Source organism: Achromobacter sp. T5-5 (assembly GCF_055397965.1).
Map to the genome: position 1 here is coordinate 2,402,698 of NZ_AP027919.1, position 24,518 is coordinate 2,427,215.

Annotated in this window: 28 protein-coding genes; 15 read left to right on the plus strand and 13 right to left on the minus strand. The window is 66.5% G+C overall.

Annotation, left to right across the window (positions count from 1 at the left end; all coding sequences use genetic code 11):
• The first annotated feature begins 2 nt into the window (after positions 1 to 2).
• Positions 3 to 377, plus strand: coding sequence for a barstar family protein (locus ACZ50Q_RS10750; protein ID WP_464081485.1), 375 nt, complete (start codon positions 3 to 5; stop codon positions 375 to 377).
• A gap of 342 nt (positions 378 to 719) precedes the next feature.
• On the opposite strand, the gene ACZ50Q_RS10755 is transcribed toward ACZ50Q_RS10750, so the two are convergent.
• Positions 720 to 1,205 (minus strand): Lrp/AsnC family transcriptional regulator, encoded by a 486-nt coding sequence (locus ACZ50Q_RS10755; protein ID WP_464081978.1) that lies wholly within the window; start codon positions 1,203 to 1,205, stop codon positions 720 to 722.
• Between the two features lie 99 nt (positions 1,206 to 1,304).
• Here ACZ50Q_RS10755 and ACZ50Q_RS10760 point away from each other — a divergent pair, with 99 nt between their 5' ends.
• Positions 1,305 to 2,795: an aminotransferase class V-fold PLP-dependent enzyme gene (locus ACZ50Q_RS10760; RefSeq protein WP_464081486.1), complete on the plus strand. Its 1,491-nt coding sequence runs from the start codon at positions 1,305 to 1,307 to the stop codon at positions 2,793 to 2,795.
• A gap of 101 nt (positions 2,796 to 2,896) precedes the next feature.
• On the opposite strand, the gene ACZ50Q_RS10765 is transcribed toward ACZ50Q_RS10760, so the two are convergent.
• Positions 2,897 to 3,265, minus strand: a complete 369-nt coding sequence (locus ACZ50Q_RS10765) for a hypothetical protein (RefSeq protein WP_464081487.1) — start codon at positions 3,263 to 3,265, stop codon at positions 2,897 to 2,899.
• A gap of 255 nt (positions 3,266 to 3,520) precedes the next feature.
• Between ACZ50Q_RS10765 and fmdA the strand changes: the two genes are divergently transcribed.
• A complete protein-coding gene (gene fmdA / locus ACZ50Q_RS10770) occupies positions 3,521 to 4,750 on the plus strand; it encodes a formamidase (RefSeq protein ID WP_464081488.1) in 1,230 nt (409 codons plus the stop codon).
• Positions 4,751 to 4,761: 11 nt separating this feature from the next.
• Entirely contained in the window at positions 4,762 to 5,094 is a 333-nt protein-coding gene (locus tag ACZ50Q_RS10775) for an FmdB family zinc ribbon protein (protein ID WP_464081489.1), read from the plus strand.
• Positions 5,095 to 5,182: 88 nt separating this feature from the next.
• Here the strand turns inward: ACZ50Q_RS10775 and ACZ50Q_RS10780 are convergent, their stop codons facing one another.
• A complete protein-coding gene (locus ACZ50Q_RS10780) occupies positions 5,183 to 5,650 on the minus strand; it encodes a MarR family winged helix-turn-helix transcriptional regulator (protein ID WP_464081490.1) in 468 nt (155 codons plus the stop codon).
• A gap of 172 nt (positions 5,651 to 5,822) precedes the next feature.
• On the opposite strand from ACZ50Q_RS10780, the gene badH reads away from it, so the two are divergent.
• From badH to aliA, 4 genes are all read left to right on the plus strand, one after another.
• Positions 5,823 to 6,590, plus strand: a complete 768-nt coding sequence (gene badH / locus ACZ50Q_RS10785; protein WP_464081979.1) for a 2-hydroxycyclohexanecarboxyl-CoA dehydrogenase — start codon at positions 5,823 to 5,825, stop codon at positions 6,588 to 6,590.
• A gap of 35 nt (positions 6,591 to 6,625) precedes the next feature.
• Complete coding sequence (gene badI, locus ACZ50Q_RS10790) at positions 6,626 to 7,408, plus strand: 2-ketocyclohexanecarboxyl-CoA hydrolase (RefSeq protein ID WP_076520265.1); 783 nt, start codon at positions 6,626 to 6,628, stop codon at positions 7,406 to 7,408.
• A gap of 82 nt (positions 7,409 to 7,490) precedes the next feature.
• Complete coding sequence (gene aliB / locus ACZ50Q_RS10795; protein ID WP_464081491.1) at positions 7,491 to 8,642, plus strand: cyclohexanecarboxyl-CoA dehydrogenase; 1,152 nt, start codon at positions 7,491 to 7,493, stop codon at positions 8,640 to 8,642.
• Positions 8,643 to 8,688: 46 nt separating this feature from the next.
• Complete coding sequence (aliA, locus tag ACZ50Q_RS10800; RefSeq protein WP_464081492.1) at positions 8,689 to 10,344, plus strand: cyclohexanecarboxylate-CoA ligase; 1,656 nt, start codon at positions 8,689 to 8,691, stop codon at positions 10,342 to 10,344.
• On the opposite strand, the gene ACZ50Q_RS10805 is transcribed toward aliA, so the two are convergent.
• Both ACZ50Q_RS10805 and ACZ50Q_RS10810 read right to left on the minus strand, forming a co-directional pair.
• On the minus strand, positions 10,341 to 11,090 hold the full coding sequence (locus ACZ50Q_RS10805; protein WP_464081493.1) for an ABC transporter substrate-binding protein: 750 nt from the start codon (positions 11,088 to 11,090) through the stop codon (positions 10,341 to 10,343). The two genes, aliA and ACZ50Q_RS10805, sit on opposite strands and share 4 nt — an antisense overlap.
• 83 nt (positions 11,091 to 11,173) lie before the next feature.
• Positions 11,174 to 11,599 (minus strand): copper resistance protein NlpE, encoded by a 426-nt coding sequence (locus ACZ50Q_RS10810; RefSeq protein ID WP_076520269.1) that lies wholly within the window; start codon positions 11,597 to 11,599, stop codon positions 11,174 to 11,176.
• 201 nt (positions 11,600 to 11,800) lie between these two features.
• Here ACZ50Q_RS10810 and ACZ50Q_RS10815 point away from each other — a divergent pair, with 201 nt between their 5' ends.
• From ACZ50Q_RS10815 to ACZ50Q_RS10840, 6 genes are all read left to right on the plus strand, one after another.
• On the plus strand, positions 11,801 to 12,274 hold the full coding sequence (locus ACZ50Q_RS10815; protein ID WP_076520270.1) for an OsmC family protein: 474 nt from the start codon (positions 11,801 to 11,803) through the stop codon (positions 12,272 to 12,274).
• Between the two features lie 84 nt (positions 12,275 to 12,358).
• Positions 12,359 to 12,583, plus strand: coding sequence for a DUF3820 family protein (locus ACZ50Q_RS10820; RefSeq protein WP_076520271.1), 225 nt, complete (start codon positions 12,359 to 12,361; stop codon positions 12,581 to 12,583).
• 153 nt (positions 12,584 to 12,736) lie between these two features.
• Positions 12,737 to 13,054 (plus strand): hypothetical protein, encoded by a 318-nt coding sequence (locus ACZ50Q_RS10825; protein WP_092580122.1) that lies wholly within the window; start codon positions 12,737 to 12,739, stop codon positions 13,052 to 13,054.
• Between the two features lie 74 nt (positions 13,055 to 13,128).
• Positions 13,129 to 14,382 (plus strand): Hsp70 family protein, encoded by a 1,254-nt coding sequence (locus tag ACZ50Q_RS10830; RefSeq protein ID WP_092580124.1) that lies wholly within the window; start codon positions 13,129 to 13,131, stop codon positions 14,380 to 14,382.
• Between the two features lie 93 nt (positions 14,383 to 14,475).
• Positions 14,476 to 15,063 carry an NUDIX domain-containing protein gene (locus tag ACZ50Q_RS10835; RefSeq protein WP_092580126.1) on the plus strand — a complete coding sequence of 196 codons (588 nt, stop codon included), beginning with the start codon at positions 14,476 to 14,478 and terminating at the stop codon, positions 15,061 to 15,063.
• A 24-nt stretch (positions 15,064 to 15,087) separates the two neighbouring features.
• Entirely contained in the window at positions 15,088 to 15,420 is a 333-nt protein-coding gene (locus tag ACZ50Q_RS10840) for a 2Fe-2S iron-sulfur cluster-binding protein (protein ID WP_464081494.1), read from the plus strand.
• Here ACZ50Q_RS10840 and ACZ50Q_RS10845 read toward each other — a convergent pair.
• From ACZ50Q_RS10845 to ACZ50Q_RS10875, 7 genes are all read right to left on the minus strand, one after another.
• Complete coding sequence (locus tag ACZ50Q_RS10845; RefSeq protein ID WP_076520276.1) at positions 15,401 to 15,793, minus strand: hypothetical protein; 393 nt, start codon at positions 15,791 to 15,793, stop codon at positions 15,401 to 15,403. The genes ACZ50Q_RS10840 and ACZ50Q_RS10845 overlap by 20 nt on opposite strands.
• A gap of 25 nt (positions 15,794 to 15,818) precedes the next feature.
• Positions 15,819 to 16,520, minus strand: coding sequence for a DUF899 domain-containing protein (locus ACZ50Q_RS10850; RefSeq protein ID WP_464081495.1), 702 nt, complete (start codon positions 16,518 to 16,520; stop codon positions 15,819 to 15,821).
• Between the two features lie 107 nt (positions 16,521 to 16,627).
• Positions 16,628 to 17,077: an SRPBCC family protein gene (locus ACZ50Q_RS10855; RefSeq protein WP_464081496.1), complete on the minus strand. Its 450-nt coding sequence runs from the start codon at positions 17,075 to 17,077 to the stop codon at positions 16,628 to 16,630.
• A complete protein-coding gene (locus tag ACZ50Q_RS10860) occupies positions 16,978 to 17,415 on the minus strand; it encodes an ArsR/SmtB family transcription factor (protein ID WP_464081497.1) in 438 nt (145 codons plus the stop codon). Before ACZ50Q_RS10860 ends, ACZ50Q_RS10855 begins: the two co-directional genes overlap by 100 nt.
• A gap of 78 nt (positions 17,416 to 17,493) precedes the next feature.
• Positions 17,494 to 18,663 (minus strand): hypothetical protein, encoded by a 1,170-nt coding sequence (locus ACZ50Q_RS10865; protein WP_464081498.1) that lies wholly within the window; start codon positions 18,661 to 18,663, stop codon positions 17,494 to 17,496.
• A 14-nt stretch (positions 18,664 to 18,677) separates the two neighbouring features.
• Positions 18,678 to 19,406, minus strand: a complete 729-nt coding sequence (locus ACZ50Q_RS10870) for a helix-turn-helix domain-containing protein (RefSeq protein WP_076520281.1) — start codon at positions 19,404 to 19,406, stop codon at positions 18,678 to 18,680.
• Positions 19,407 to 19,503: 97 nt separating this feature from the next.
• Positions 19,504 to 19,938 (minus strand): gamma-glutamylcyclotransferase family protein, encoded by a 435-nt coding sequence (locus tag ACZ50Q_RS10875; protein ID WP_464081499.1) that lies wholly within the window; start codon positions 19,936 to 19,938, stop codon positions 19,504 to 19,506.
• Positions 19,939 to 20,077: 139 nt separating this feature from the next.
• On the opposite strand from ACZ50Q_RS10875, the gene clpB reads away from it, so the two are divergent.
• Entirely contained in the window at positions 20,078 to 22,684 is a 2,607-nt protein-coding gene (gene clpB, locus ACZ50Q_RS10880; protein WP_076520283.1) for an ATP-dependent chaperone ClpB, read from the plus strand.
• 117 nt (positions 22,685 to 22,801) lie between these two features.
• Here clpB and ACZ50Q_RS10885 read toward each other — a convergent pair whose 3' ends face one another.
• Entirely contained in the window at positions 22,802 to 24,463 is a 1,662-nt protein-coding gene (locus ACZ50Q_RS10885; protein ID WP_464081500.1) for a CehA/McbA family metallohydrolase domain-containing protein, read from the minus strand.
• Between the last annotated feature and the right edge of the window lie 55 nt (positions 24,464 to 24,518).

The following is a 24,518-nucleotide window of genomic DNA, read 5'->3' on the forward strand; positions in this document are numbered from 1 at the left end:
AAATGCTGCCATTCAAATTCTTGGATAAATCTCCGTCGTATGATGCGGCGGAAGTTTTCTATGTACGTGTTGATCCAAATCTCTCTATCTCGGATGAACTTTTGAAGTCCCTGTATTACCTTCTTTGGTTTCCGGGGTATTTTGGTTTTAATTGGGATGCCTTGTATGACTGTTTGAGGGATCTCGCATGGATTCCATATCGCAAGCTCGTTCTCGTACATGAGGCTTTGCCAGGCTTGCCAGAAGAAGATTTGAAGGTTTATCTTGAGATATTGCGAGACTCCGCTCTTGATTGGGGCGGCGATCAGGAACACGAGTTCGAGGTTTTCTTCCGGTCTGCTGATAGGAGGAGGGTGGAAAAGTTATTAATTAATTAATGCTAGGTGTTAAAGGAACTGGAGCGGTGGAAGTCGCAGATGACGCAATCAAAGCTCTGCCGGGGCCAAGAAAAATCGAGGCGCCTTAGACATTGGCCTGATTCAAGCTTCTCGAAACTTAGTAAGTTCCAGCTATGTGGATAGGGCGCTGAGATAGGTGAAGGTCTCCCCCCACGGTCCTGGTGGTTATGCTATCGCCTGCAACGCTGGATAGGTCCACGGGACTAATGCCGCGAACCCGCAAGCTTCCACGACTAACATTAATGTCCGTGACGAGATGGCCGGTCAACGTTGCGCAAGACGCAAGCGGCAATCTGGAGCAGGGTTTAGACGGACCCGGCCTCATTCCTCCAGCATCCGCAGATCCGGCGGCCGGTTTTCAATAATGGCCTCCATACTGAAAAACCCCGTCACCGTCGACAACTCGAAGTCCGTGATCAGCTTCTGATAGAAGCGGTCATAGCCCGCCATGCCGCGGCAGACGACTTTGATCAGGTAGTCCCAGTCTCCGCCGATGCGATAGAACTCCGTGACTTCGGGCAGGCGTTCGACGTGCTCGCGGAAGCCGTCGGCCCAGGCCTTGGCGTGGTGGCTGGTGCGGATCATGACGAATACTGTTAGGTCCAGGCCCAGTTCGACCAGGCTGACCTCCGCGCGCGTACCGCGGATGATGCCGCAGGCGTTCAAGCGCTGGAGTCTGCGCCAGCAGGCGTTCTGCGACAGGCCGACCCGATCGGCAAGCTCGCGTTGGGACAGGGATCCGTCTTTTTGCAGGCAGGCGATGATGCTTAGATCAAGTTTGTCTATTTTTTCCATTGCGTCGTTCATTTGACCCGTTTTGGCGGAATTTAAGCAAAAAAACGGTGATGTTTTATCTGGTGCTTCCATCGTATGATAGTTGCGAACTGTTCCTGATGTGATCTCCCCATGAATATGCCTCTCCCCGCGGCTCCGGTGCGCACTTCCGTTTCGCCGTTGCAGCAATTCCAAGACAGCCTGAAAACCCCGGATGTGGCCGCGGCGCTTGCTGACGGATTGATCGGCAAGGACGCCTGCATTGACGGGCCGTTCGGCGCCAAGCCCCTTGTCTATGCGGATTACGTTGCCTCTGGCCGCGCGTTGATGCAGGTGGAGCGCTTCGTGCTTGAACAGGTGCTTCCGTTCTACGCGAACTCGCATACCGAAGCCTCGTACTGCGGCGGCTTCATCACGCGCCTGCGGCGCGAGGCGCGCGCGGCGATCGCGCGGTGCTGTGGCGCGAGCGATGCGCATGCGGTGATTTTCTCGGGATCGGGCGCAACGGCGGGCATCAATCGGCTTGTGCATCTGTTCGGCGTGGACGCGGCGGTGGCCGCGGGCCGGAAGGTGCGGGTCATCATCGGGCCTTATGAGCATCATTCGAACATCCTGCCGTGGCGCGAATGCGGCGCGGACATCGTCGAGCTGGAAGAAAGCCCGGAAGGCGGTCCCGATCTGGCGCAGTTGGCGCAAGCGCTGAAAACGACTGAGGACACGCTGGTCGTTTGTGCGCTGTCGGCGGCGTCGAACGTGACAGGCATCGTGGCGGACGTCGAGGGCATCACGCGGCTCGTGAAGGCCAGTGGCGCGAAGATGCTGTGGGATTATGCGGGCGGCGCGCCGTACCTGCCGGTCCGGATGTCGCCGGCGGCCGATGCGCAGATCGACGCCATCGTGTTTTCACCGCACAAGTTCATCGGCGGTCCCGGCGCGTCGGGCGTGCTCATCGTGCGCCGCGATGCGGTGCGCGACACGACGCCGACCTGGCCCGGCGGCGGCACCGTGAAGTTCGTGTCGCCCGTGGGGCACGATTACAGCGGCAGCCTGGAATCGCGTGAGGAAGCGGGCACGCCGAATGTGGTGGGAGACATCCGCGCCGCGTTGGTCGTCCTGGTGAAGGAAGCGCTGGGCGCCGATTTCATGCAGCAGCGCCATGCGCATTTCGTGCAGCGCGCGCTGGCGGCGTGGCAGGGCGCGGAGCGTCTGGAGCTGCTGGGCTCGCTGACCGCGCATCGTCTGCCGATCTTTTCGTTCCGGGTTCGCGACGGCAAGGGCGGCTTCGTGCATCAACAGCTGGTGACGCGCATGCTGAGCGATCGCTTTGGCATCCAGGCTCGCGGCGGTTGCGCGTGCGCGGGGCCTTATGTGCATCGCCTGCTGGATATCGACGAGGCGCAGTCGCTCCAGATGCGGCAAGCCATCCTGGATGGACGCGAGATCGAAAAGCCCGGCTTTGTGCGGCTGAATTTCAGCGCGCTCCTGTCGGATGACAAGGCGGACTTCATCCTGGAATCGGTGCTCGCGCTGGCGGCCGACGCGCCGGAGTACGAGCATCTGTACGGCTTTGATCCGAGCCGCGCGATCTTCTTTCCGCGCGATGTGGAGAAGAAGGCCGCGTAAAGCGGCGTCGGGCGCTGATCACTGTGGCTGCCTTTGCAGCCGCAGTCGCAACCTTTGCCATCATTCCGCAGCCCCTTTTCGGGCTGCTTCCCGCACCCCGATCAGTCCTTCATCTGCAGGCCGCAGACCCGGATCCACGAGGCCTTCATGTCCGTGAGATCGTCGGAGGCGCCCGTCAGCGTGCGCGTGACCTGATCCGAGAACTGCACGCCTTTGCGCCGGCAAGCCTCGAAGTCGTCGCTTAGCGCAAAACGCGCATCCAGCAGGTCCAGCCGGCCCTGGCACAACTCCCGATTCAGCTCCAGGTTGTTGGCCGCCTCGCGCGTGCGCTGGATGTCCTGCGCCTGATCGATGCGGGCCAATTCCGCGTCTACCCGCGCGATGCAGTCATCGGCGGCAATCGCGGGCGCGCTGGCGCAGACGGCGATGATCAGGAGGGCGGCGAAGGACGGGCGGTGGATTGCGGCCATGCGTATGAAACCTTGGTAGTGCGTGAAAGCGTGGCTTGCATGATAACTGCTGCGAAATGGCCCCGTTGCGCCGGGCGGCACGCGCGCTGCCACTGCATGGAAAACCAGTATGTCCAAACGCGTGAACGCGTCTACCATCGTTGACGGTTCAATCGATCCCAAGATCCAACCCGCAACGGGATTTGGACGTGCATTTGGACCTGTATCCGGCTGAAGTTCTGTTTTATCAACTCGTCACGACGGAGATGAAAGAGAATGACCAACACGCTTATCAGTGTCGATCTGGAACAATCCCCCTACGACAACGAGCAGATCCACAACCGCTGGCATCCGGATATTCCGATGGCCGTGTGGGTGAAGCCGGGGGACGATTTCATTCTGGAAACCTATGACTGGACGGGCGGCGCGATCAAGAACGACGACAGCGCCGACGACGTGCGCGATGTGGATCTGTCCACCGTGCATTTCCTGTCCGGTCCCGTGGGCGTGGAGGGCGCGGAACCCGGCGACCTGCTGGTGGTCGATCTGCTGGATATCGGCGCCAAGCCCGACAGCCTGTGGGGTTTCAATGGCTTTTTCAGCCGCAACAATGGCGGGGGCTTCCTCACCGATCATTTTCCGCACGCGCAGAAATCCATCTGGGATTTCCATGGCATGTTCACGTCGTCGCGGCATATTCCCGGCGTCAGTTTCGCGGGCCTGATCCATCCGGGCCTGATCGGCTGCCTGCCGGACAGGAAGCTGCTGGACGAGTGGAACCGGCGCGAGCAGGCGCTGATCGACACCAATCCGAATCGCGTGCCGCCGCTGGCCAATCCCCCCGCGCCCAAGACGGCGCACATGGGCGCGCTGCAAGGCGTGGACCGCGACAAGGCGGCAGGCGAGGGCGCGCGCACGGTGCCGCCGCGCGAGCATGGCGGCAATTGCGACATCAAGGACCTGTCGCGCGGGGCGCGCGTGTTTTTCCCGGTGTATGTGAAGGGCGGCGGGCTGTCGGTGGGCGATCTGCATTTTTCGCAGGGCGATGGCGAGATCACGTTCTGCGGGGCGATCGAAATGGCTGGCTGGGTGCACATGCGTGTGTCGCTGATCAAGGGCGGCATGGACAAGTACGCCATCAGGAATCCGATCTTCAAGCCCAGCCCGATCACGCCGGCCTACAAGGACTTCCTGATCTTCGAAGGCATTTCGGTCGACGAAGCGGGCAAGCAGCATTACCTGGACGTGAACGTCGCCTACCGTCAGGCGTGCCTGAACGCCATCGAGTACCTGAAGAAGTTCGGCTATTCGGGCGCGCAGGCGTATTCGCTGCTGGGCTGCGCGCCGGTGCAAGGGCACATCAGCGGGGTCGTCGATATTCCCAACTCGTGCGCCACGCTCTGGCTGCCCACGGAGATCTTCGATTTCGATATCCAGCCGTCGGCGTCGGGCCCCGTCAAGCACATCCAGGGCGGCGTGGACATGCCGCTGTCTCGCGACCTTTAGGAGACACGACGATGCCGATGTATGACTATGCGTGCGGGGATTGCGGGGAATTCGCCGCGTTGCGGCCGCTGGCGCAGTGGCGAGATCCGGCGGCGTGTCCGCAGTGCGGTGCGATGGCCGGCCGCATCGTGGGCGGGGCGCCGGCGATTTCGGCGCTGTCCTCCGCGGTCAATCGGGCGCGGGCGGCCAACGAGCGCAGCGCGAACGAGCCGCGCAGCACGCGCGGCGGGCACGGCATGAACTGCGGGTGCTGCACCGGCCCGCGTTCGCGCGGCAAGACCCGGACGTCGGCGGACGGCGCCAAGTCATTCGCGGGCGCGAGGCCGTGGATGATCAGCCACTAGCCTGGCGATCAGTTCGCCGGCAAGCGTGTCGGCAGGCCCCGCGTCGCGCGGGCTTGCCGGCTGCGCTTCGTGGAACCCGTGCCCGCCGCTACTGAGCCTCTTCCTGTCCCACGTCCCGGTCCAGTTGCTGCATATTGTCCAGCAGCTTGAGCAGGTAGTGCAGGGTGTGGCTGAGGTCGCCCATGGAGAATTCCGCCAGCGCGCCTTCGTAGTAGTCGTGGATGCGGGGCGTGGCGTCCTGCGTCCACACCTTGCGGCCGCGTTCGGTCATGGTGACCAGGCGAGAGCGCCGGTCGCGGCCGTCGGGCGCACTGGCAATGTGGCCGTCCCGCTCCATACGGCTGATCAGTCCAGACAGGCTTTGGCGGCTGACCATGAGGTAGCGCGCCAGATCGCCCACACTCATGCCGCCTTCGGCTTCGGGGCGCGACAAGGCGCCCAGCACGGCCCATTGCTGCGTGGTGAGCCCCAGGTGTTCCACTGCGCGGCTTCCCGTTTTATGCAGCATGTTTGCACATTGATACAGTCGGAAGAATAGCCGGTTGGCCAGCTCCATTCGGGCTATTTCGGTGTTTTTATTAGGGTTTGTCATAGGTCTTATTTGCGCGTCCGGTGCTTGATCGCGGGTAGGGCTGCTTCTAATATGCGTAAACATGTTTACGTATATCGGCTTGATTCCGTATCAGTGGGACAAGGATACCAAGCCAGCAACCTGGGCAGAGGAAATCATGCAAAGACTGGCGGGCAAAACGGCAATCGTGACGGGCGGCGGTGGCGGCATCGGCGGGGCTACCTGCCGGCGCTTCGCCCAGGAAGGCGCCGCCGTGGCGGTCCTGGATCTCAACGCAGAGCACGCGCAGCGCGTGGCGGACGACATCGCAGCGGCTGGCGGGCGCGCGTTGGCGATTGCCTGCGACATCACGCAGCGCGCGCAGGTGGATGCCGCCGTCGCGCAAACGGAGTCGGCGCTGGGGCCGGTCGACATCCTGGTCAACAACGCAGGATGGGACGTGTTCAAGCCCTTCACCAAGACCGAGCCCGCGCAATGGGAACGGCTCATCGCGATCAATCTGCTAGGCGCCCTGCACCTGCACCACGCGGTGCTGCCCGGCATGGCCGCACGCAAGGCCGGGCGCATCGTGAACATCGCGTCGGACGCGGCGCGCGTCGGGTCTTCCGGCGAGGCGGTCTATGCCGCCTGCAAGGGAGGCGTCGTGGCGTTTTCCAAGACCATCGCGCGCGAACATGCGCGGCAGGGCATCACCGTGAATGTGGTTTGCCCCGGGCCGACGGATACGGCGCTGTTTGCCGACTACAAGGAGGGCGCGGGCAACCCCGAAAAGCTCGTCGAAGCCTTTACGCGCGCGATTCCGCTGGGCCGTATCGGTCAGCCCGATGATCTGCCCGGCGCAATCCTTTTCTTTGCCAGCGACGACGCGGCCTACGTCACGGGGCAGGTGCTCAGCGTGTCCGGCGGACTGACGATGAACGGCTGAGGCCGCGCGGCCCACCTTCCCTTCATGGAGCCATGATGAACTACGAAGACATTCTGTACGACGTGCGCGGCGGCGCCGCCTGGATCACGATCAACCGCCCCGAAAAAATGAATGCGTTCCGCGGCCGGACCTGCGACGAGCTGATCCACGCCATCAACCGCGCAGGCTATGCGCCCGAGATCGGCGTGATCGTGCTGGCCGGCGCCGGAGAAAAGGCCTTCTGCACGGGGGGGGACCAGTCGGCCCATGCCGGCCAATACGATGGCCGCGGCACCATCGGGCTGCCGATGGAGGAACTGCACAATGCCATCCGCGACGTGCCCAAGCCGGTGATCGCCCGCGTCCAGGGCTATGCCATTGGCGGCGGCAACGTGCTGTGCACCATCTGCGATTTCACGATCGCATCGGAAAAAGCGGTATTCGGACAGGTCGGACCCAAGGTCGGCTCGGTGGACCCGGGCTACGGCACCGCCTACCTGGCGCGCGTGGTCGGCGAAAAGAAGGCGCGCGAGATCTGGTACCTGTGCCGCCGCTATCCCGCGTCCGAGGCCTTGGCCATGGGGCTGGTCAATGCGGTGGTGCCGCATGAGCAGCTCGACGAAGAGATCGGAAGGTGGTGCGCCGAGATCATGGAAAAAAGCCCCACTGCGCTCGCGATCGCCAAGCGGTCTTTCAACATGGACACGGCGCACCAGGCCGGCATCGCCGGCATGGGCATGTATGCGCTCAAGCTCTATTACGACACCGACGAGTCGCGCGAAGGCGTGCGCGCGTTCCAGGAAAAGCGCAAGCCCGATTTCCGCCAGTTCGCGAAGTAGGCGCACCGCGGCCACGCGCCCGTCGTGTACGGGCGAGGAATAACAGCGGGCCGCCCGGAAGGGCGAGCCCGAAGGAGACGGCATGAATCCGTATATCGACGAGGACCTGTCCGCGTTGTCTGAACACGCGGGGCGTTTTGCCGACGGGCGCATCGCGCCGGGTTGCCAGGAGCGTGACCGGACGCGCGTGCTGGATCGCGGCCTGATGCGGGACATGGGCGCCATGGGCTTTATTGCCCCCGAACTGCCCGAGGCTTGCGGCGGGCAAGGCATGGGGTGCCTCGCGGCGGGCGTCATCCATGAAGCGGTGGCGCGCGCTGACCTCAGCATGTCGTACGTGAATCTGCTCGCATCCCTGAACGGGCAGATCCTGGCGCAGCATGGCCGCCCCGACGTCGCCAGGCCCTGGCTGGCACGGTTGACGCAAGGCGAGGCGCTGCTGGCCATTGCGCTGACCGAGCCGCGTGGCGGCTCCGATGCCGCCAATCTGCAGTTGCGCGTGGAGCGTGTTGACGGCCATTACGTGCTGAACGGGGAAAAGGCATCCATTTCCGCGGCCGACCAGGCCGACGCCGCAGTCGTGTTCGGCCGCAGCGGCCCGGCGGACTCGGGCGCGCGCGGCGTGACCGCGGTGCTCGTGCCGCTGGACCTGCCCGGCATCACCCGCAACCGGTACGACTGCCATGGTCAGCGCGCGATCGGGCGCGGGTCGCTGTTCTTTGAGAACGTCCGTGTGCCGGCCGACCACCTGCTGGGCGAGGAGGGCGGGGGCTTTGCGCAGGTGATGCAGGGCTTTGACTACTCGCGGGCGCTCATCGGCTTACAGGTCCTGGCCGTCGCGCGCGCCGCGCTGGACGAGGCTTGGGACTACGCGACGCAGCGCGAGGCGTTCGGCAAGCCGCTGTCCGCGTTCCAGGGTGTGTCGCATCCGCTTGCCGAAGGCGACACGCAGGTCGAGGCGGCGCGGCTGCTGTGCCTGCAGACGCTGTGGCTCAAGGACCGGGGCCAGCCGCACGGGTCGCAGGCCGCCATGTGCAAATGGTGGGCGCCCAAGCTCGCGTATGACGTGGTGCACCAGTGCCTGCTGACGTTCGGTCACGGGGGCTACGACCGCGGCGTGATGGAGCAGCGGCTGCGAGACGTGCTGGGATTTCAGATCGGGGACGGTACCGCGCAGATCATGAAACTCATCATCGCGCGCCATCGGGCTGGACGCGGGGCGGTGCCGGCATAGTGGGGCGGGTGACAGCGGACATCACAACCATAAGGGAGACGTAGCCATGGAATTCGACGCCGTACTGATTGCGCCGCGCCGGGCCGAGAGCATCGCGCGCGGCTGGTGGCCGGACCGCACGATCAACGATCTGCTGGACGATTACGCGGCGTCGCGGCCGGACAAGATTGCCCTGACCGCAGTGCAGGCAGAGCACGGCGTGGCAAGGCAGTTCACCAGCCGCGAGCTGGCGTTGCTTGCCGATCGGGTGGCCGTCGGGCTGGCGCGCCTGGGCGTGGGGCGGGGAGACGTGGTGGCCTGCCAGTTGCCGAACGGCTGGCAGTTCGTTGTCACGTACCTGGCGTGCTCGCGCATCGGCGCGGTCATGAATCCGCTGATGCACATCTTCCGTCAGCGCGAGCTGTCGTTCATGCTGCATCACAGCGAAGCCCGCGTGCTCATCATTCCGGATCGCTTTCGCGGCTTCGATTACCCCGGTATGGTCGAGAGCCTGCGCGCGGCCGTGCCCGCGCTGGAACATGTGATCGTTGTGGGCGGCGCGGGGCCCGACAGCTTCGAGGCCCGGCTGAGCGACCCGGCCTGGGAGCGCGAGCCGGATGCGCACGCCATCCTGACCCGTTCCCGGCCCGGTCCGGACGACGTCACGCAGCTCATGTACACATCGGGCACCACAGGCGAGCCCAAGGGCGTGATGCACACCGCCAACACGTGCCTGTCCAACATCGCCGCCTACGCCGACCGCTTGCGTCTGGGGCCGGACGATGTGGTGCTGATGGGTTCGCCCATGGCTCACCAGACCGGCTTCATGTACGGGCTGATGATGCCTTTCTACCTTCAGGCCAGCGCCGTGACGCTGGATATCTGGAACGCAGCGACGGCCGCGCGGTTGATGCGCGAGCACGGCGTCACCTTCAGCATGGCCTCCACCCCCTTTCTGACCGACATCGCGCGCGAGGTGGCGCAGTCGGGCAATCCGGTGCCGACGCTGCGCACCTTTCTGTGCGCGGGCGCGCCGATACCGGGGCCCCTGGTTGAACAGGCGAGCCGCACGCTGGGCGCCAAGATCATCTCGGCCTGGGGCATGACCGAGAACGGCGCGGTCACGCTGACGCTGCCGGAGGACGCGGACGAGCGCGCCTGCACCACCGACGGCCGGCCGCTGCCCGGGGTGCAGATCAAGGTCACGGACGCGTCGGGGACCGTGCTGCCGGCGGGCCAGGAAGGCTGCCTGTGGTTGAGATCCGCTTCCAACTTCGGCGGCTACCTGAAGCGGCCGCAGCTCAACGCGACGGACGCCGATGGCTGGTTCGACACGGGCGACATGGCGCGCATCGATGCGGACGGGTATCTGCGCATCACGGGCCGCAGCAAGGACGTCATCATCCGCGGGGGCGAGAACATCCCCGTGGTGGAGATCGAATCGCTGCTGTATCGTCATCCGGCGGTGGAAAGCGCCGCCATCGTCGCCTATCCCGATGAGCGGCTGGGCGAGCGGGCGTGCGCCGTCGTCACGTTGAAGCGCGGCCAGCAACTGGAGCTGGCCGCACTGGTGGGCTTTCTGAAGGGGCTTGGCGTCGCGGTCCAGTACATTCCGGAGCGCCTGGAGATCCGGGAGGCCTTGCCCACGACGCCCAGCGGCAAGGTGCAGAAGTTCCGGCTGCGCCAGATGTTGGCTGACGCCTCGCCCGCAGCGGGCGGCTAGGCCTTCGCCTCAGCCTCCACCGGCGCCACGGCGGCGCCCTGGATCTTGTGGCGCGCCAGCGCATCGGCGACGAAGCCCGACTGCTTCATGGCCTCGACAAACGCCGAGAGGTAGGCGCTGGCCTTGACGCCGCGGCGCTTGGGCACGCCCATGGCCTGGCGGATCAGCATGAAATGGCCGTCCAGGAGGCGCAGTCCGCCGAGCCGCCGGGCATCCGCTTCGAGCTGCTGTTTCACGCCCGCGGCCACTTCCATGTTTTCCTGCAGGAAGGTGTCGACCACGGCGGGCGACGTGGGGGCGCGGAAGATCTCGGCCTGCTTGAGTTCGCGGGTCAGATACAGGTCATAGGCGCTGCCCTTGCCCACGACGACGCGCTGGCCCTTGCTGTCGACCTCTTCCCGGCTCTTGATGGGCGAATCCTCGCGCAACAGGTAGGCGCCCTCGATCACGACATACGGCGCGGTGAAGGCGATCTGCTCGCCACGCAGCGGGTCGATCGCGAAAAATCCCACGTCCGCCTGCTCTGCCGCGACGGCGTTGACGGATTCGCCGGCGGATTTGAACACGACAAGTTCCAGCTTCACGTCCAGACGGCGCGCAAGCTCCGTGGCCAGGTCCACCGACACGCCGCCGGGCTGGCCGGTGGCGGGATCGGTGTTGGCGAGGATGGGGTTGCCCAGGTTGATGGACGCGCGCAGCACGCCCGTGGGAGCAAAGGCGGAGAGCATTTCGGATTCGGTCTTCATGGCTTCCTTGCTGGAGGGGACGCGCCGCCGGGCGCGGTCGATGCCAGAGAGGATAGCGCCAAAGCCCTCCGCGGTGCGATGGCCTATTGGGCGCGGCGCAGGATGTATTGCCCGGCGAGCGGGCCGGTGGGGCGCGTGCCGTCGCGGTACAGCATCGTGACCTGGTTCTCGCCGACGAAGAAACGCTGGCTGTCGCCCGCCGCGTCGAGCCGGATCGTGCTGCCGTCGGACTCCCAGCTGAAGGTGCCGGTCACGATCTCCGGTTCGGGCTGGCGGTCCAGGTATTGGGTCAGCTTTTCGTATCGGCCGTCCTTCATGAGCGTCAGGCGCATGCGGATGCCCGGGCAATCGGCGCAGGGCAGGGTGCCGTCGTAGCTGCCCTCCCAGTCCAGGGAGTTGCGCGCGGTGTGATTGTCCACGGGCACCGAGCGGGCGGTGATGGGCTTGGACGGGGCGCAGCCGGCAAGCAACGCAAGACTCAGGGTGCAGGTCAGGGTGGTTTTCATCATGGCGAGCTCCTGTGTGGCGGGTGATTGGCGGCTAGACGCGTATCCACGATACGGACAGTAACCGGGGCGTGCTGAAACGGGATGTAAGGCGACGACGCCACGCCAACCGCTACCGCGCGCCCCGCGCCTGCGCTAAGCTCGGCCTGCTTTGCGCGCACAGGGCGGCATGGGGCCGCCGGCGCGCCGACTGGGACGACAGGCATGAAGGGCGAACACCAATACACCGTTACCGTGGACTGGACCGGCAATACCGGCGCCGGCACGTCCGGCTACGCGGCCTATTCCCGCGACCACCTCATCCAGTCCGCGGGCAAGCCCGATGTGCCGGGGTCATCGGACCCGGCGTTCCGAGGCGACCCGTCGCGCTGGAACCCCGAGGACATGCTCGTGGCCTCGCTCTCGGCCTGCCACAAGCTCTGGTATCTGCACCTGTGCGCGGTCGAGGGCGTGACGGTCGAGGCATACCGCGACGAGGCGCAGGGTGTGATGATCGAAGACCCCGAGCGCGGCGGCGCGTTTTCGCAGGTCACGCTGCGGCCCCAGGTCACGATCCGCGCTGGCGACGACGTCGCGCTGGCGGAAAAACTGCACGAACGCGCGCATCATTTCTGCTTCATCGCCAACTCGGTGAATTTCCCGGTGCGGTGCGAGCCGCGCATTGGTACGGTGGGATGAGCGCATGGAATTCCCCATGACCTCCGCTCTTATCGTCATCGACGTCCAACGCGCGCTTTTCGAAACCTCGCCGCGGTGAATGCGATGGATCCGGAACTGCTGTCCCTGCTGGTGACCCGCGAGATGCCCTTCGGCAAGTACAAGGGGCGGCTGATCGCCGATCTGCCGGGGGCCTATCTGGCGTGGTTCGCGCGCAAGGGATTTCCGCCCGGTGAACTGGGGCGCCTGCTGGCCCTCATGCTTGAACTGGACCACAACGGCCTGTCTTCGCTGCTGGATCCGCTGCGCAAGACCCCGCGCCGGCGCTGATCTGCGTCCCGGAAACGGCAGGAAACATCTGGCGCGCCTCATGTAGCGTCTTGGCACGACGCCCCGGGGCGGCTGGGGCTACCATAAGCGGCGCGCCCTGGGGCCGGCCGTCGGCCCGCCGCCCGGGCGCCGTCTTATCGAACGGAGGTCGCCATGAAAAAACGCCACATCACCGCTTTCCTCCTTGCCGCCCTGTGCGCGGCGGGCGCCGCGCAGGCCCAGAACGCCGCGCCCGCCACGCAGGAAATGCAGTTCCCCTCCCGCGAGGGCAGCCTGTCGCCGCCATCGACGCTGCGCATGACCGTGACGCCGGAGACCCCGCCGGTGGTGATCCGCGACACGCCGGCCAGCCAGGCCGAGTTCCAGCGCTGCCGCCAGGTGTCGGACCGGGCCGCGGTGTCCAACGCGCAGATGCAGGCCGGCGTGGAGCAATGCCTGCGGGAACTGGAGCAGCGTCGCCAGCAGCAATAGCCCCGGGGAAGGCCGGGCGCGGAGCCGAAGCGGGTACACTTGTGCGCCGTTTTGCTTTCAGCGCCTGAATTCCCATGATTCCCACCGCCTGCGGCGTCGACTTCGGCACCTCCAATTCCACCGTCGGCTGGAGCCGTCCCGACCAACACGCGCTCCTGGCGCTGGAGGACGGCAAGACCACCTTGCCGTCGGCCATCTTCTTTCACGACGAGGACGCCGAGGTCAGCTATGGCCGCGCGGCTATCTCCGACTATCTGGCGGGCTATGACGGCCGCCTGATGCGCTCGATGAAGAGCCTCCTGGGCAGTTCGCTCATCGACGGTTCCACGGAAGTGCAGGGCCGCTCGATCCCGTTCCGCGTGCTGCTCACGCGCTTCATCGCCGAATTGAAGGCGCGCGCCGAGACGGCCGCCGGCCGTGGCTTTACACGCGCCGTGCTGGGCCGTCCGGTGTTCTTCGTGGACGACAACCCGGCTGCGGACCAGACCGCCCAGGACACGCTGGAAGAGATAGCGCGCAGCGTGGGATTCACCGACATCGAGTTCCAGTTCGAGCCGCTCGCGGCCGCATTCGACTACGAGTCGCAGATCCGCCGCGAGGAACTGGTGTTGGTGATCGACATCGGCGGGGGGACGTCGGACTTCTCGCTGATCCGCCTGGGACCGGACCGCGCGGCCAAGCCCGATCGCCGCGACGACATCCTGGCCTACGGCGGCGTGCACATCGGCGGGGTCGATTTCGACAAGCAATTGAGCCTGGCGCACGTCATGCCGCTGCTGGGGCTGGGCAGCCAGTTGCGCAGCGGCAAGGATGTGCCGTCGACCCAGTACGGCAACCTGGCCTGCTGGCACACCATCAACCAGGCCTATACGCGCAAGGCGGCCGAACACTTCGCCTATATCCGTGCCGAGGCCGGCGACCGCCAGAAGATCGACCTGCTGCTGAACCTGGTCAAGGAACGGGCGGGGCACTGGGTGGCGGTGCAGGTGGAAGAAGCCAAGATCGCGCTGTCGGACGCGCCGGCCGCGCGCATCGATCTGTCGCGCGTCGCGCCCGAGCTGGGGGTGGAGGTGACGCGCCCGTCGTTCGACGCCTGCGTGGGAAGATTGATCGACAAAGTCGAGACCACCGTGGGCCAGCTTCTGCGCGACGCGGGGGTGTCGACGGCGGACGTGGATACGGTGTTTTTCACGGGCGGCTCCAGCCGCGTGCCGCGCCTGCGCGAAAGCGTGTCCCGGCTGGTGCCCGAGGCGCGCAGCGTCGAGGGTGATCTCTTCGGCAGCATCGGCGCCGGGCTGGCGCTGGACGCGGCGCGAAAGTTCGGCTGAACGGGGTGGGCTGCGCGGCGGTCGGCGGGCCGATGGTAAGCTCGCAGGCGTGCCCGCGCCGGTCCCGCGCATACTCCTGATCCAGACGTCCTCATGACCCGCCCAACCGATACCCATCTCGTCGAAACGCTCCTGAGCAGCGAGGCGCCGTACGACGGCAGCTTCCTGAAGATCCGCCGCGACACCGTCAGCTTGCCCAATGGCCACACCGGCATCCGCGAATACGTGGTGCATCCGGGCGCGGTGGTGGTCATCCCGCTGCTGGACGACGGACGGGTCCTGCTCGAGCGCCAGTTCCGCTATCCCATCGGCCGCGTGATGACCGAATTCCCCGCGGGCAAGCTCGATCCGGGCGAGGACCCGCTGGTGTGCGCCAAGCGCGAGCTGCTTGAGGAAACGGGCTACACCGCCGGCCAGTGGGCCCATGCGGGCGCCTTGCACCTGGCCATCGCCTATTCCACCGAAATCATCCACATTTTCTTTGCGCGCGGCCTGCGGGCGGGAGAGCGCCAGCTCGACCAGGACGAGTTCCTGGACGTGATCAGCACGCGGCCCGAAGATCTGGTCCAGGCTTGCGGCAGGGGCGAGGTCACCGACGCCAAGACGCTGACCTGCGTGCTGTGGATGCAGAATGTGCTGTCCGGCGCCTGGAAGCTGGACTGGCAGGACCACGCCGCCTGAGCGGCGCGCGCCGACACGACGGCCATGGCTTCCCATCCCGTGCTCATCCAGCCGTCCGGCCTGCGCTTTGACGCGCCGGCGGGCACGTCGGTGCTGATGGCGGCGCAGGCGGCCGGGATCAAGTTGCCCAGCTCGTGCCGCAATGGCACGTGCCGGGCCTGCATGTGCCTGATGCTGGAGGGTTCCGTGGCGTACGGCATCGAATGGCCCGGCCTGTCGCGCGACGAGAAAGAAGAAGGCTGGATCCTGCCGTGCGTGGCGCAGGCCACCGGCGCGCTGGAAATCCAGGCGCCGGGCGCCGCGCCCATCGAACCGGCGGTCGCGCCCGTGCGCCCGCTTACCGGCGCCAGGCGCTGAGGGCGCCGACGGGCATCAGGGCGGCGGTCATGCCCGCAACCATGCCCAGCACCATGCCCGCAAAGGGCGACGCGTCCACATTCAGCGCGGTCTGAACGCCCAGACGCGCACCCAGCACCATTCCGATCGCCATGAGGACGGCGCACAGCGCGCGCTCGCCCAGCCTGGCTTGCGAACCGGGCCAAGGCAGCAGGGCGGCCAACGCCATGGCCGCGGAACTCGCCGGCATCAGCGCGGCATGCCGCCACGCAAGCTGCGCCAGCGTGCCGGGCGCGCCGCATTCGCTGGCCAGCAGCGCGGCGGGCGTGCGCCATGTGTCGACCAACAGGCCGGCGGCCATCGCGGCCATGCAGGCCAGCCACAGGCTCGCCATGCCCGCGGCCGGCGCAGCCCCGCGCCTAGGCCTGGTGGCGGCACGTACCGTGCGCGGTTTCGCCGTATCGGTCATGGTGGCGCACCCAGTCGCGCACATCGAAGTACGGGCCGTTTTCGTTGCGGCCCAGCGGCGCGATGTCCAGGTAGTTGTAGGCCCCGGACAGCCGCTCCACGCCGCGTTCGAAGGCTGAGTAGGTATGGAAGATCTCGCCGTCCGGGTCGCGGAAGAAGACGCTGGCGCCGGGGCGCTCCTCCACGGCGCCGTCCGCCTGCGCCACGGACGCCTGGAAGTCGAAGTTGAAATCGCTGCGCTCGGACGAATACCAGTCGAACTTCCAGCCCATGCGCTGCTTGAAGGCCGCCAGCCTGGCCTGCGGGGCGCGCGATATGGCGACCACCGAGACGTCATGGTGGCGCAGGTGCATCAGCGCGCTGTCCAGGTGATCGGCCAGAAACGAGCAGCCCACGCAGCCGTCCTCCCAATCGGGGCTGAACATGAAGTGATAGACGATGAGCTGGCTGTGCCCCTGGAAGAGGTCCGCCAGGCCTTGGGGGCCGTGCGCGCCGTCGAAGGTGTAGGCCGTGTCCATCCTGACCCACGGCAGGGCCATGCGCGAGCGCGTCAGCGCGTCCTCGGCGCGGGTCAGTTCTTTCTCGCGCCGCAGCAGCGCGTCGCGCGCGAGAGTCCATTCGTGGCGGGATACGACGGGATGATCAGTTTGCATCGTACGGCTCCTTTGCGTGTCGGGCCCGGGGCCCGGATAGGCGCGAACGGCGGGCGCGTCAGGGCCTCATGCGAGGCCGGCGACAGACCCGCCTTTCACGGCCGGTGTCAGTCCGCGCCTGCCAGGTGCTCTGCCAGGCGGTCCATGGCGCCCGACCAGCCGTCCTCGTGGCCGTCGCGCGTGGCCTCGTCGACGAATGGGGCCTGCAGGAAGGCGAGCGACGTGCCCGTCCCGTCGACCGTGAATTCCAAGGTGATGAGCGACACTTCCTGCGGCGTGTCGCGCCAGGCCCAGGTGAACACCAGGCGGCGATGGCGCTCCACTTCCTGGTAGCGGCCGCTGGCGTAGTGTTCACCGCCGTCCGCGGTGACGAAGCCCACCTGGTAGGCGCCGCCCACGCTGACGTCGGTCTCGGCCAGCAGCACGCGCTGGGTGCCCGCCGGACCGAACCAGCGCATCAGCGCTTGCGGGTCGGTCCAGGCGCGCCAGACGCGCTCGACGGGGGCGTCGAACCGTCGCTGGAGCCGCAGTTCGAGGGGGGAGATTCGGTTTTCCATGGGTGGACTTCCTCTTCGTGATAGAGATACCGCGCCAGTGAATCCAGTTGTCCGGTCCAGAACTTTTCGTAGCGGCCGAGCCAATCGGCGGCGGCGCGCATGGGTTCGGCCGACAAGGTGCAGCTCACGACCCTGCCATCCTTGGCCCGGGCGATGAGGCCGGCCGCTTCCAGCACCCGCAGGTGCTTCATGAACGCGGGCAGTGACATCGCGTGGGGCTGGGCCAGCGCGCTGACCGACGCCGACCCCCTTTCCAGGTCCGCAAGCACCCGCCGCCGCGTGCCGTCCGCCAGCGCGGAAAAGATGGCATCCAGCTTGTCGTCATTTAACTTAACCATAAGGTTAACTTTTAGGCCTGCAGCGAGCGGGTGTCAAGCCGGCAGGCTCCGGAGTTTCCCTAGGTGATGGCGGCGGCGCTACTGGCCGCGCGGCTTGATGACGTCGCAGGCCGCGGCCGCGCTGCCCGCCTCGGCGTCTTCGCCCAGCAGCGCCCGCACGCCGCAGATCGACCCGAACATGCGCTTGCCGTCGTGGCCGACGCCGCCGACCTCGAAGCTGGTGTGGCGCAGCGCGACCGGCTTGGCGCCGCGCGCCGCCAGCACGTGCTCGTACCTCACGTAGCCCGTGCCCCGGGCCAGGCGCGTCGCGCCCTGGGCTTCGGCGCCGCAGGCCTTGTCCAGCAGCCGGTGTTCCGGGTTGTTGTCGGCGCCGCCCAGCAGGTAGACCACGTCGCGCGCCGCGTAGCGCACGAAGAGCCGCGAATCGTCGGTCTCCCGCGCGTAGGCGGGCAGCTTGTCCGTGCCGTACTTGTACTGGTTGTAGGTGGGGCAGATGCCGCGTTCGTAGCGGGCGTAACCCTTGCCGTCGGGGCGCGGCCGTTCGTTGGTCAGGTACAGGTAGGAGGATGGATTGGCGATGACATAGCGCAGGGCCAGCCCGTCGCGGCGCAGCGATCCGTCCACGTTGTTCAGCACCGCGTAGCGATGCACGAGCTGCGCGCCCGCGGAATGTCCGGCCAGCACCAGGCCAGCCAGGGCAGGCAGGCGCTTGCGGTCGTCCAAGCTGCGCAGCAGGTCGTCGAGCACCTGGAACGAGCTGACCGGCGCGGGCCGGCCGGCGGCCTGGACGCTGTCTTCGCCGTCTTCCCAGCTGGCCTTGCGCCAGGCCGCCATGCCGGCGAATCCGGAGTCGATCGCGCCCGAAAAGCGCGGGGCGAGCACGAGCGTGTCGCGTGCGCGGGCGGGATTGGCGGCGACCAGGGCCGCGGCGGTCTCGAAATATTGGTCGGCGTCGCGCTTGACGCCGTGGATGACGATAAGCACCTGCCGGATGCCGCCCAGGTCGTCCTTGGCGAGGTCCCGGTTGGCGTAGACCGGCATCTTGTAGCGGTGGCCCGGGCGGCCCAGCTCAACCGCCTGCCAACGCAGGGGCGCCGCGCGCCGGGGCGCGGGCGTGGCCTCGTCGTAGTCGTAGGGATCGGGCAGCGGCACCTGCGCGTGCGCCGCGGCGCACGCCAGCAGGGCAACGATCGACAGGGATGCCGCCCGGGCGGCGCGGGAGAGGAACGCGGCGGGCGCGCGGCGCATGGCGCGGCGGCCGCTCAGCAGCCTTCGTGCCCCAGCAGTTGCTTGAGCGCCGGCAGGTCGAGGATGCGGACTTCGCGCTGGTTGATCTTGATGAGGCCGTCGCGCGCAAAGCGCGAGAACAGGCGGCTCACCGTTTCCAGCGTCAGGCCCAGGAAATTGCCGATTTCTTCGCGGCTCATGCGCAGCACGAATTCGGTGGAGGAGTAGCCCAGCGAGGCGTAGCGTTGCGACAGATTCAGCAGGAAGGCGGCCAGGCGCTGCTCGGAGCGCATCGAGCCCAGCGAGGCCAGCATCTGGTGCGAGCGGGTGATCTCGCGGCTCATGAGGCGGCGGAACTGCTGCTGCAGCGACGGCAGGTGCGAGGCGACGCGGTCGACTTCGTTCAGGCGGATGACGCAGACCTCGGAATCTTCGAGCGCCACGGCGGCCGACACGTGCTTGCCATCCAGCATGCCGTCCATGCCGACGATTTCGCCCGGCAGGTGAAAGCCGGTGATCTGGATCTGGCCGGTGGCGTCTTCGAGCTGCGTCTTGAGGCTGCCGAAGCGCACGCCATAGACGGCGTCCAGCGGATGATCCAGCGAATAAAGCGTCTTGCCCTTTTCCACGCGGACACGCTCTTTCACCAGTTCGTCCAGCTTTTCGACTTCGGCGGCTGCCATGCCCACGGGAACGCAGACGTGGCCCAGCATGCACGTGGAACAGTGGGCGGCATCAGGGGCAATGGGTACCCGTTTTTGCATACGATGACCTTTAGAGTGCCCATTGCGCGGCGGGCGCCGGAACGGGTGTGGAGCACGAGACAGGCGTCTATTGTAGTCCGTTGTTACTACGGGTGTCTTACCGGGCCTCGGAGCTGGTCTTAGAAAGCCGGTGGGCGATCCAGTCGTCCCCGAGAATATCGACGGCCAGGGCCCGCCACGCGGGGTCGATGGGGTAGTACTCGCAGGGCAGCAGCCCGGTGTGGCCGGGGCCTTCCAGGCGGGCGCACACCGTCCTGCGCACGAAGCAGCAGGGCTTGCCGGGCTCGTATTCTTCGATCTCGTCCATCAGCGCGACCAGCGCCGGTTCCACCTGGAATACATCGCCCCGGACGCGCCGGCCATCGTCCACCGGGATGAGGCCGGGCCATTCGCCAAAATCGACCAGCATGCCGGGCACGGTGGCCGGGCCGACATGGCGGGCCGGCGGCAGTCCCCGCGCAGCGGCGGCCCGGGCGAGGTCGTTGATTTCGCCCGCGCGTAGGGTTCCGTACACAAAAACGTATATGCTCATTGCTTAGTTCGCTGCTGCACGTCGAAGACGACCATGGGGCGGCCGGGGGTGTTGAAATTGTCTCATCCGGCCGCATATTCAGGTTATCGAGCCAGCCGGCACGTATCGGTCAGGCTCCCCACAAGCCACTACGACCACTATGCGATTCGACAAACTCACCACCAAGTTCCAACAAGCGCTGGCCGACGCGCAAAGTCTGGCCGCCCGCAACGACCACCCCTACATCGAACCCATCCACGTGTTGTCCGCCCTGTTGTCGGATGCCGACAGCGGCGCCGGCAGCCTCCTGGCGCGCGCCGGCGTGGCCGTCAACCGGCTTGGCCCGGCGCTGGAAACGGCCCTCAAGGCCCTGCCGCAGGTGCAAGGCGATGACAACGTGCAGGTCGGCCGCGACCTGCAGGGCGTGCTGACCCGGACCGACAAGGAAGCCGCGCGCCGTGGCGACACGTACATCGCCAGCGAGCTCTTCCTTTTGGCCCTGGCCGACGACAAGGGCGAGGCCGGCCGCATCCTGCGCGACGCGGGCCTGCAGAAGAAGGCCCTGGAAGCCGCGATCGACGCCGTGCGCGGCGGCGAGAACGTCTCCGGCGCGGAAGGCGAGGCCAACCGTGAAGCCCTGGCCAAGTACACCCTGGATCTGACCGAGCGCGCCCGCCAGGGCAAGCTGGATCCGGTCATCGGCCGCGACGACGAAATCCGCCGCACCATCCAGATCCTGCAGCGCCGCACCAAGAACAACCCGGTGCTGATCGGCGAGCCCGGCGTCGGCAAGACCGCCATCGTCGAAGGCCTGGCGCAGCGCATCGTCAACGACGAAGTGCCCGAGACCCTGCGCGGCAAGCGCGTGCTGTCGCTGGACCTGGCCGCGCTGCTTGCGGGCGCCAAGTTCCGCGGCGAATTCGAGGAACGCCTGAAGGCCGTGCTCAAGGAGCTGGGCCAGGACGACGGCCGCAACATCGTGTTCATCGACGAGCTGCACACCATGGTGGGCGCGGGCAAGGCCGAGGGCGCGATGGACGCGGGCAACATGCTCAAGCCGGCGCTGGCGCGCGGCGAGCTGCACTGCATCGGCGCGACCACGCTGGACGAATACCGCAAGTACATCGAAAAGGACGCGGCGCTGGAGCGGCGCTTCCAGAAGGTGCTGGTCGACGAACCCGACGTGGAATCCACCATCGCCATCCTGCGCGGGCTGCAGGAGCGCTATGAAATCCACCACGGCGTCGAGATCACCGACCCGGCCATCGTGGCCGCGGCGGAACTGTCGCACCGCTACATCACCGACCGCTTCCTGCCGGACAAGGCCATCGACCTTATCGACGAGGCCGGCGCGCGCATCCGCATGGAGATCGACTCCAAGCCGGAAGTGATGGACAAGCTGGACCGCCGCATCATCCAGCTCAAGATCGAGCGCGAGGCGGTCAAGAAGGAGACGGACGACGCCTCCAAGCGTCGCCTGGCCGTCATCGAGGACGAGCTGCAAAAGCTGCAGCGCGAGTACAACGACTTCGAGGAAATCTGGAAGGCCGAGAAGGCCGCGGTGCAGGGCACCCAGGCCATCAAGGAAGAGATCGACAGCGTGCGCGCCGAAATGGCGGAGCTGCAGCGCAAGGGCCAGTTCGACAAGCTGGCCGAGCTGCAGTACGGCAAGCTGCCGGATCTTGAAGCGCGCCTGAAGGCCGCCGAAGTGGGCGCCGCCGAGGCTGCGGAGAACGCCGAAGGCGACGAGTCCCGTCCCCGCCTGCTGCGCACGCGCGTCGGCGCCGAGGAAATCGCCGAAGTCGTCTCGCGCGCCACGGGCATTCCCGTGTCCAAGATGATGCAGGGCGAACGCGAAAAGCTGCTGCACATGGAAGAATTCCTGCACAAGCGCGTGGTGGGGCAGGACGAGGCCGTGCGCCTGGTGTCCGACGCCATCCGCCGTTCCCGCGCGGGCCTGGCGGATCCGGCGCGGCCGTATGGCTCGTTCCTCTTCCTGGGCCCGACCGGCGTGGGCAAGACCGAACTCACGCGCGCGCTGGCCGAGTTCCTGTTCGACTCCGAAGAGCACATGATCCGCATCGACATGAGCGAGTTCATGGAGAAGCATTCGGTGGCGCGGCTGATCGGCGCGCCGCCCGGATACGTGGGCTACGAAGAGGGCGGCTACCTGACCGAGGCCGTGCGGCGCAAGCCCTACAGCGTGGTGCTGCTGGACGAAGTCGAAAAGGCGCACCCGGACGTGTTCAACGTGCTGCTGCAAGTGCTCGATGACGGCCGCCTGACCGATGGCCAGGGCCGCACCGTCGACTTCCGCAACACCGTCATCGTCATGACGTCGAACCTGGGGTCGCACCACATCCAGTCCCTGGCGGGGCAGCCTTATGACGTGGTCAAGGAAGTGGTGTGGGACGAGCTCAAGCAGACGCTGCGGCCGGAATTCCTGAACCGCATCGACGAAGTGGTCGTGTTCCATGGCCTGGAAGCGCAGCACATCGAGTCCATTGCCCGCATCCAGCTTCGCCGCCTGGGCGAACGCCTGGAAAAGCAGGAGATGCGGCTGGAAGTCACGGAGCCGGCGCTGGCGGAACTGGCCCGCTCGGGCTTCGATCCGGTGTTCGGCGCGCGCCCCTTGAAGCGCGCGATCCAGCAGCAGATCGAGAACCCGGTGGCGCGCCTCATCCTCGAAGGCCGGTTCGGACCGCGCGATGTGGTGCCGGTGGATTGGCAGGATGGGAAGTTCGTCTTCACGCGCACGCTGCAGTGATCGGGTTGCGCTGAAGCGTTGCCCTGAACAAGACGCCCGGCGTGAGCCGGGCGTTTTTTTGCCTGCGCCGCGGCGCGGCAGCGCCGCGAGCAGCGACGCCGCCGCGCGGCCGTCAGGTCATTGCTCGACCGTCACGAACACCGGGTTCGAATAGAACCACAGGTCGTTGTAGTTGCGGGCATTGATGGCGTTAAAGCGCGCCACGTTGTCGGCCAGGTCGATCTTTGCGTCCGGCAGCGGCTCGCCCGCGGCGGTTTCGCCGGCCACGTCCACGCCAAGATTGGTGCCGCGCAGGCGCAGGTACTGGCTCTTGTCGGCGGTGATGGTGGTCTTGATGACGTTGTAGCCGTCTTCGTCCACCGTCCAGTCGGCGCTGGTGTAGCGGGCCAGCACGCGCGTCGTGGGGTTGGTGTCGCTGTCGTACTCGGCGGTGCCCGGTTCGGCGCGCCCGGTCACGTCGCCCACGATCAGGTCCACGTGGTGCACCGTGGGCTTCACGTAAGTGGGATTGCCGCTTTCGATCGGGTACTCGTAGTTGTTGCGCTCGGGGCTGCGAAAGCGGATGGTGACCTCCACTTCTTCACCCTTGGCCGCCTTGAGTTCGCCGCCCATGTGCGCCGCGCCGGCCGCGCCCTTGGCCTGGAAGTCCAGCGCGTCGATCAGGTCGCCGAATACGCCGAACATGCGGCCGCTCTTCAGGCCCGCCGCCACGGCGGCCATGTCGTCGCCGTCCTTCCAGACGTGCGTCTTGGCGTATTCGCCGGGCGCGTAGCCGCTGCTGTACAGGCCCGAGGCCGTGCGGAAGTGGTAGTCCGAGTCGGCCACGTTCCAGATGCGACGGCCTTCGCCCAGCAGCGCGTCCCAGGTGCCGCCCAGGTGCGCGACCAGGTAGTCGGCGCCGCCGTAGGTGCGGTTGGGCAGGAAGGCGTTGGTGTAGGCGGTGGCGTAGCCGCCGCGGTCCGGCTCCATCTGGTTGCCCACCATGCCCTCGATCGCGAAGAACACGGTCGGGGCCAGGTCGTGCATTTCGCGCAGTTGGGCAACGGTGTACTTGCCCGCATAGCGCGACGGGTGGTTCAGCAGCATGTAGCTGTCGGGATGCTTGTCGCGCAGCCACTTCAGCGCCGCCAGCGAGTCGGCGTGCGTGGTGTAGGCACGCGTTTCACCGGACAGGCGCGAGACCAGCAGCGGGTCGAACAGGTTGGGATCGCGGTTGGTGAAAAGGTACTCGAACTCGGCCACGGCCTCCAGCGACTTGGCCGACTGCGGATCGTCGTAGCCGATGCCGATGTTCACGTGATCGTGCGTGGGCATGTCCCATTCGAACGACGAGAAGATGATCTTGCCGGCATAGCGGCCCGCGGCCTGCGCCTGCTTGATGTAGGGCACTTCGTACTGCGCCATGCCTTGCGAGAACGGGATCGATCCGCCCGCCAGGTTCACGCCGGTGTGGTCGCGTGCGGACAGGCGCAGGTGATTCGAAATCGCGGCCCAGTCCAGCTTGTAGCGGTCGAACGCCTGGTCCAACGCGCTTTCCAGGCTGACCTGCGCGTCGTCCGACTGGTAGGTGTGCACGTGCAGGTCGCCCGTGGACCACGCGCCGGTCTCGACCGGCTTGGGCTGCTCTGCGGGCGGCGTGGGGTCGGTCACCACCGGCGGCGCGGGATCGGGCGCGACCTCGTCGTCGTCATCGCTGCCGCCGCAGGCGCTCAACAAGGTGACGCAAGCCAGCGACAAGGGCATGATGGCCCGCCGCAAGCGGGATACTTCGAACTGCATTTGCAACGCTCCAACGTCATGGCGGCATGCAACACGCAATGCCGCGAAGGGCGCA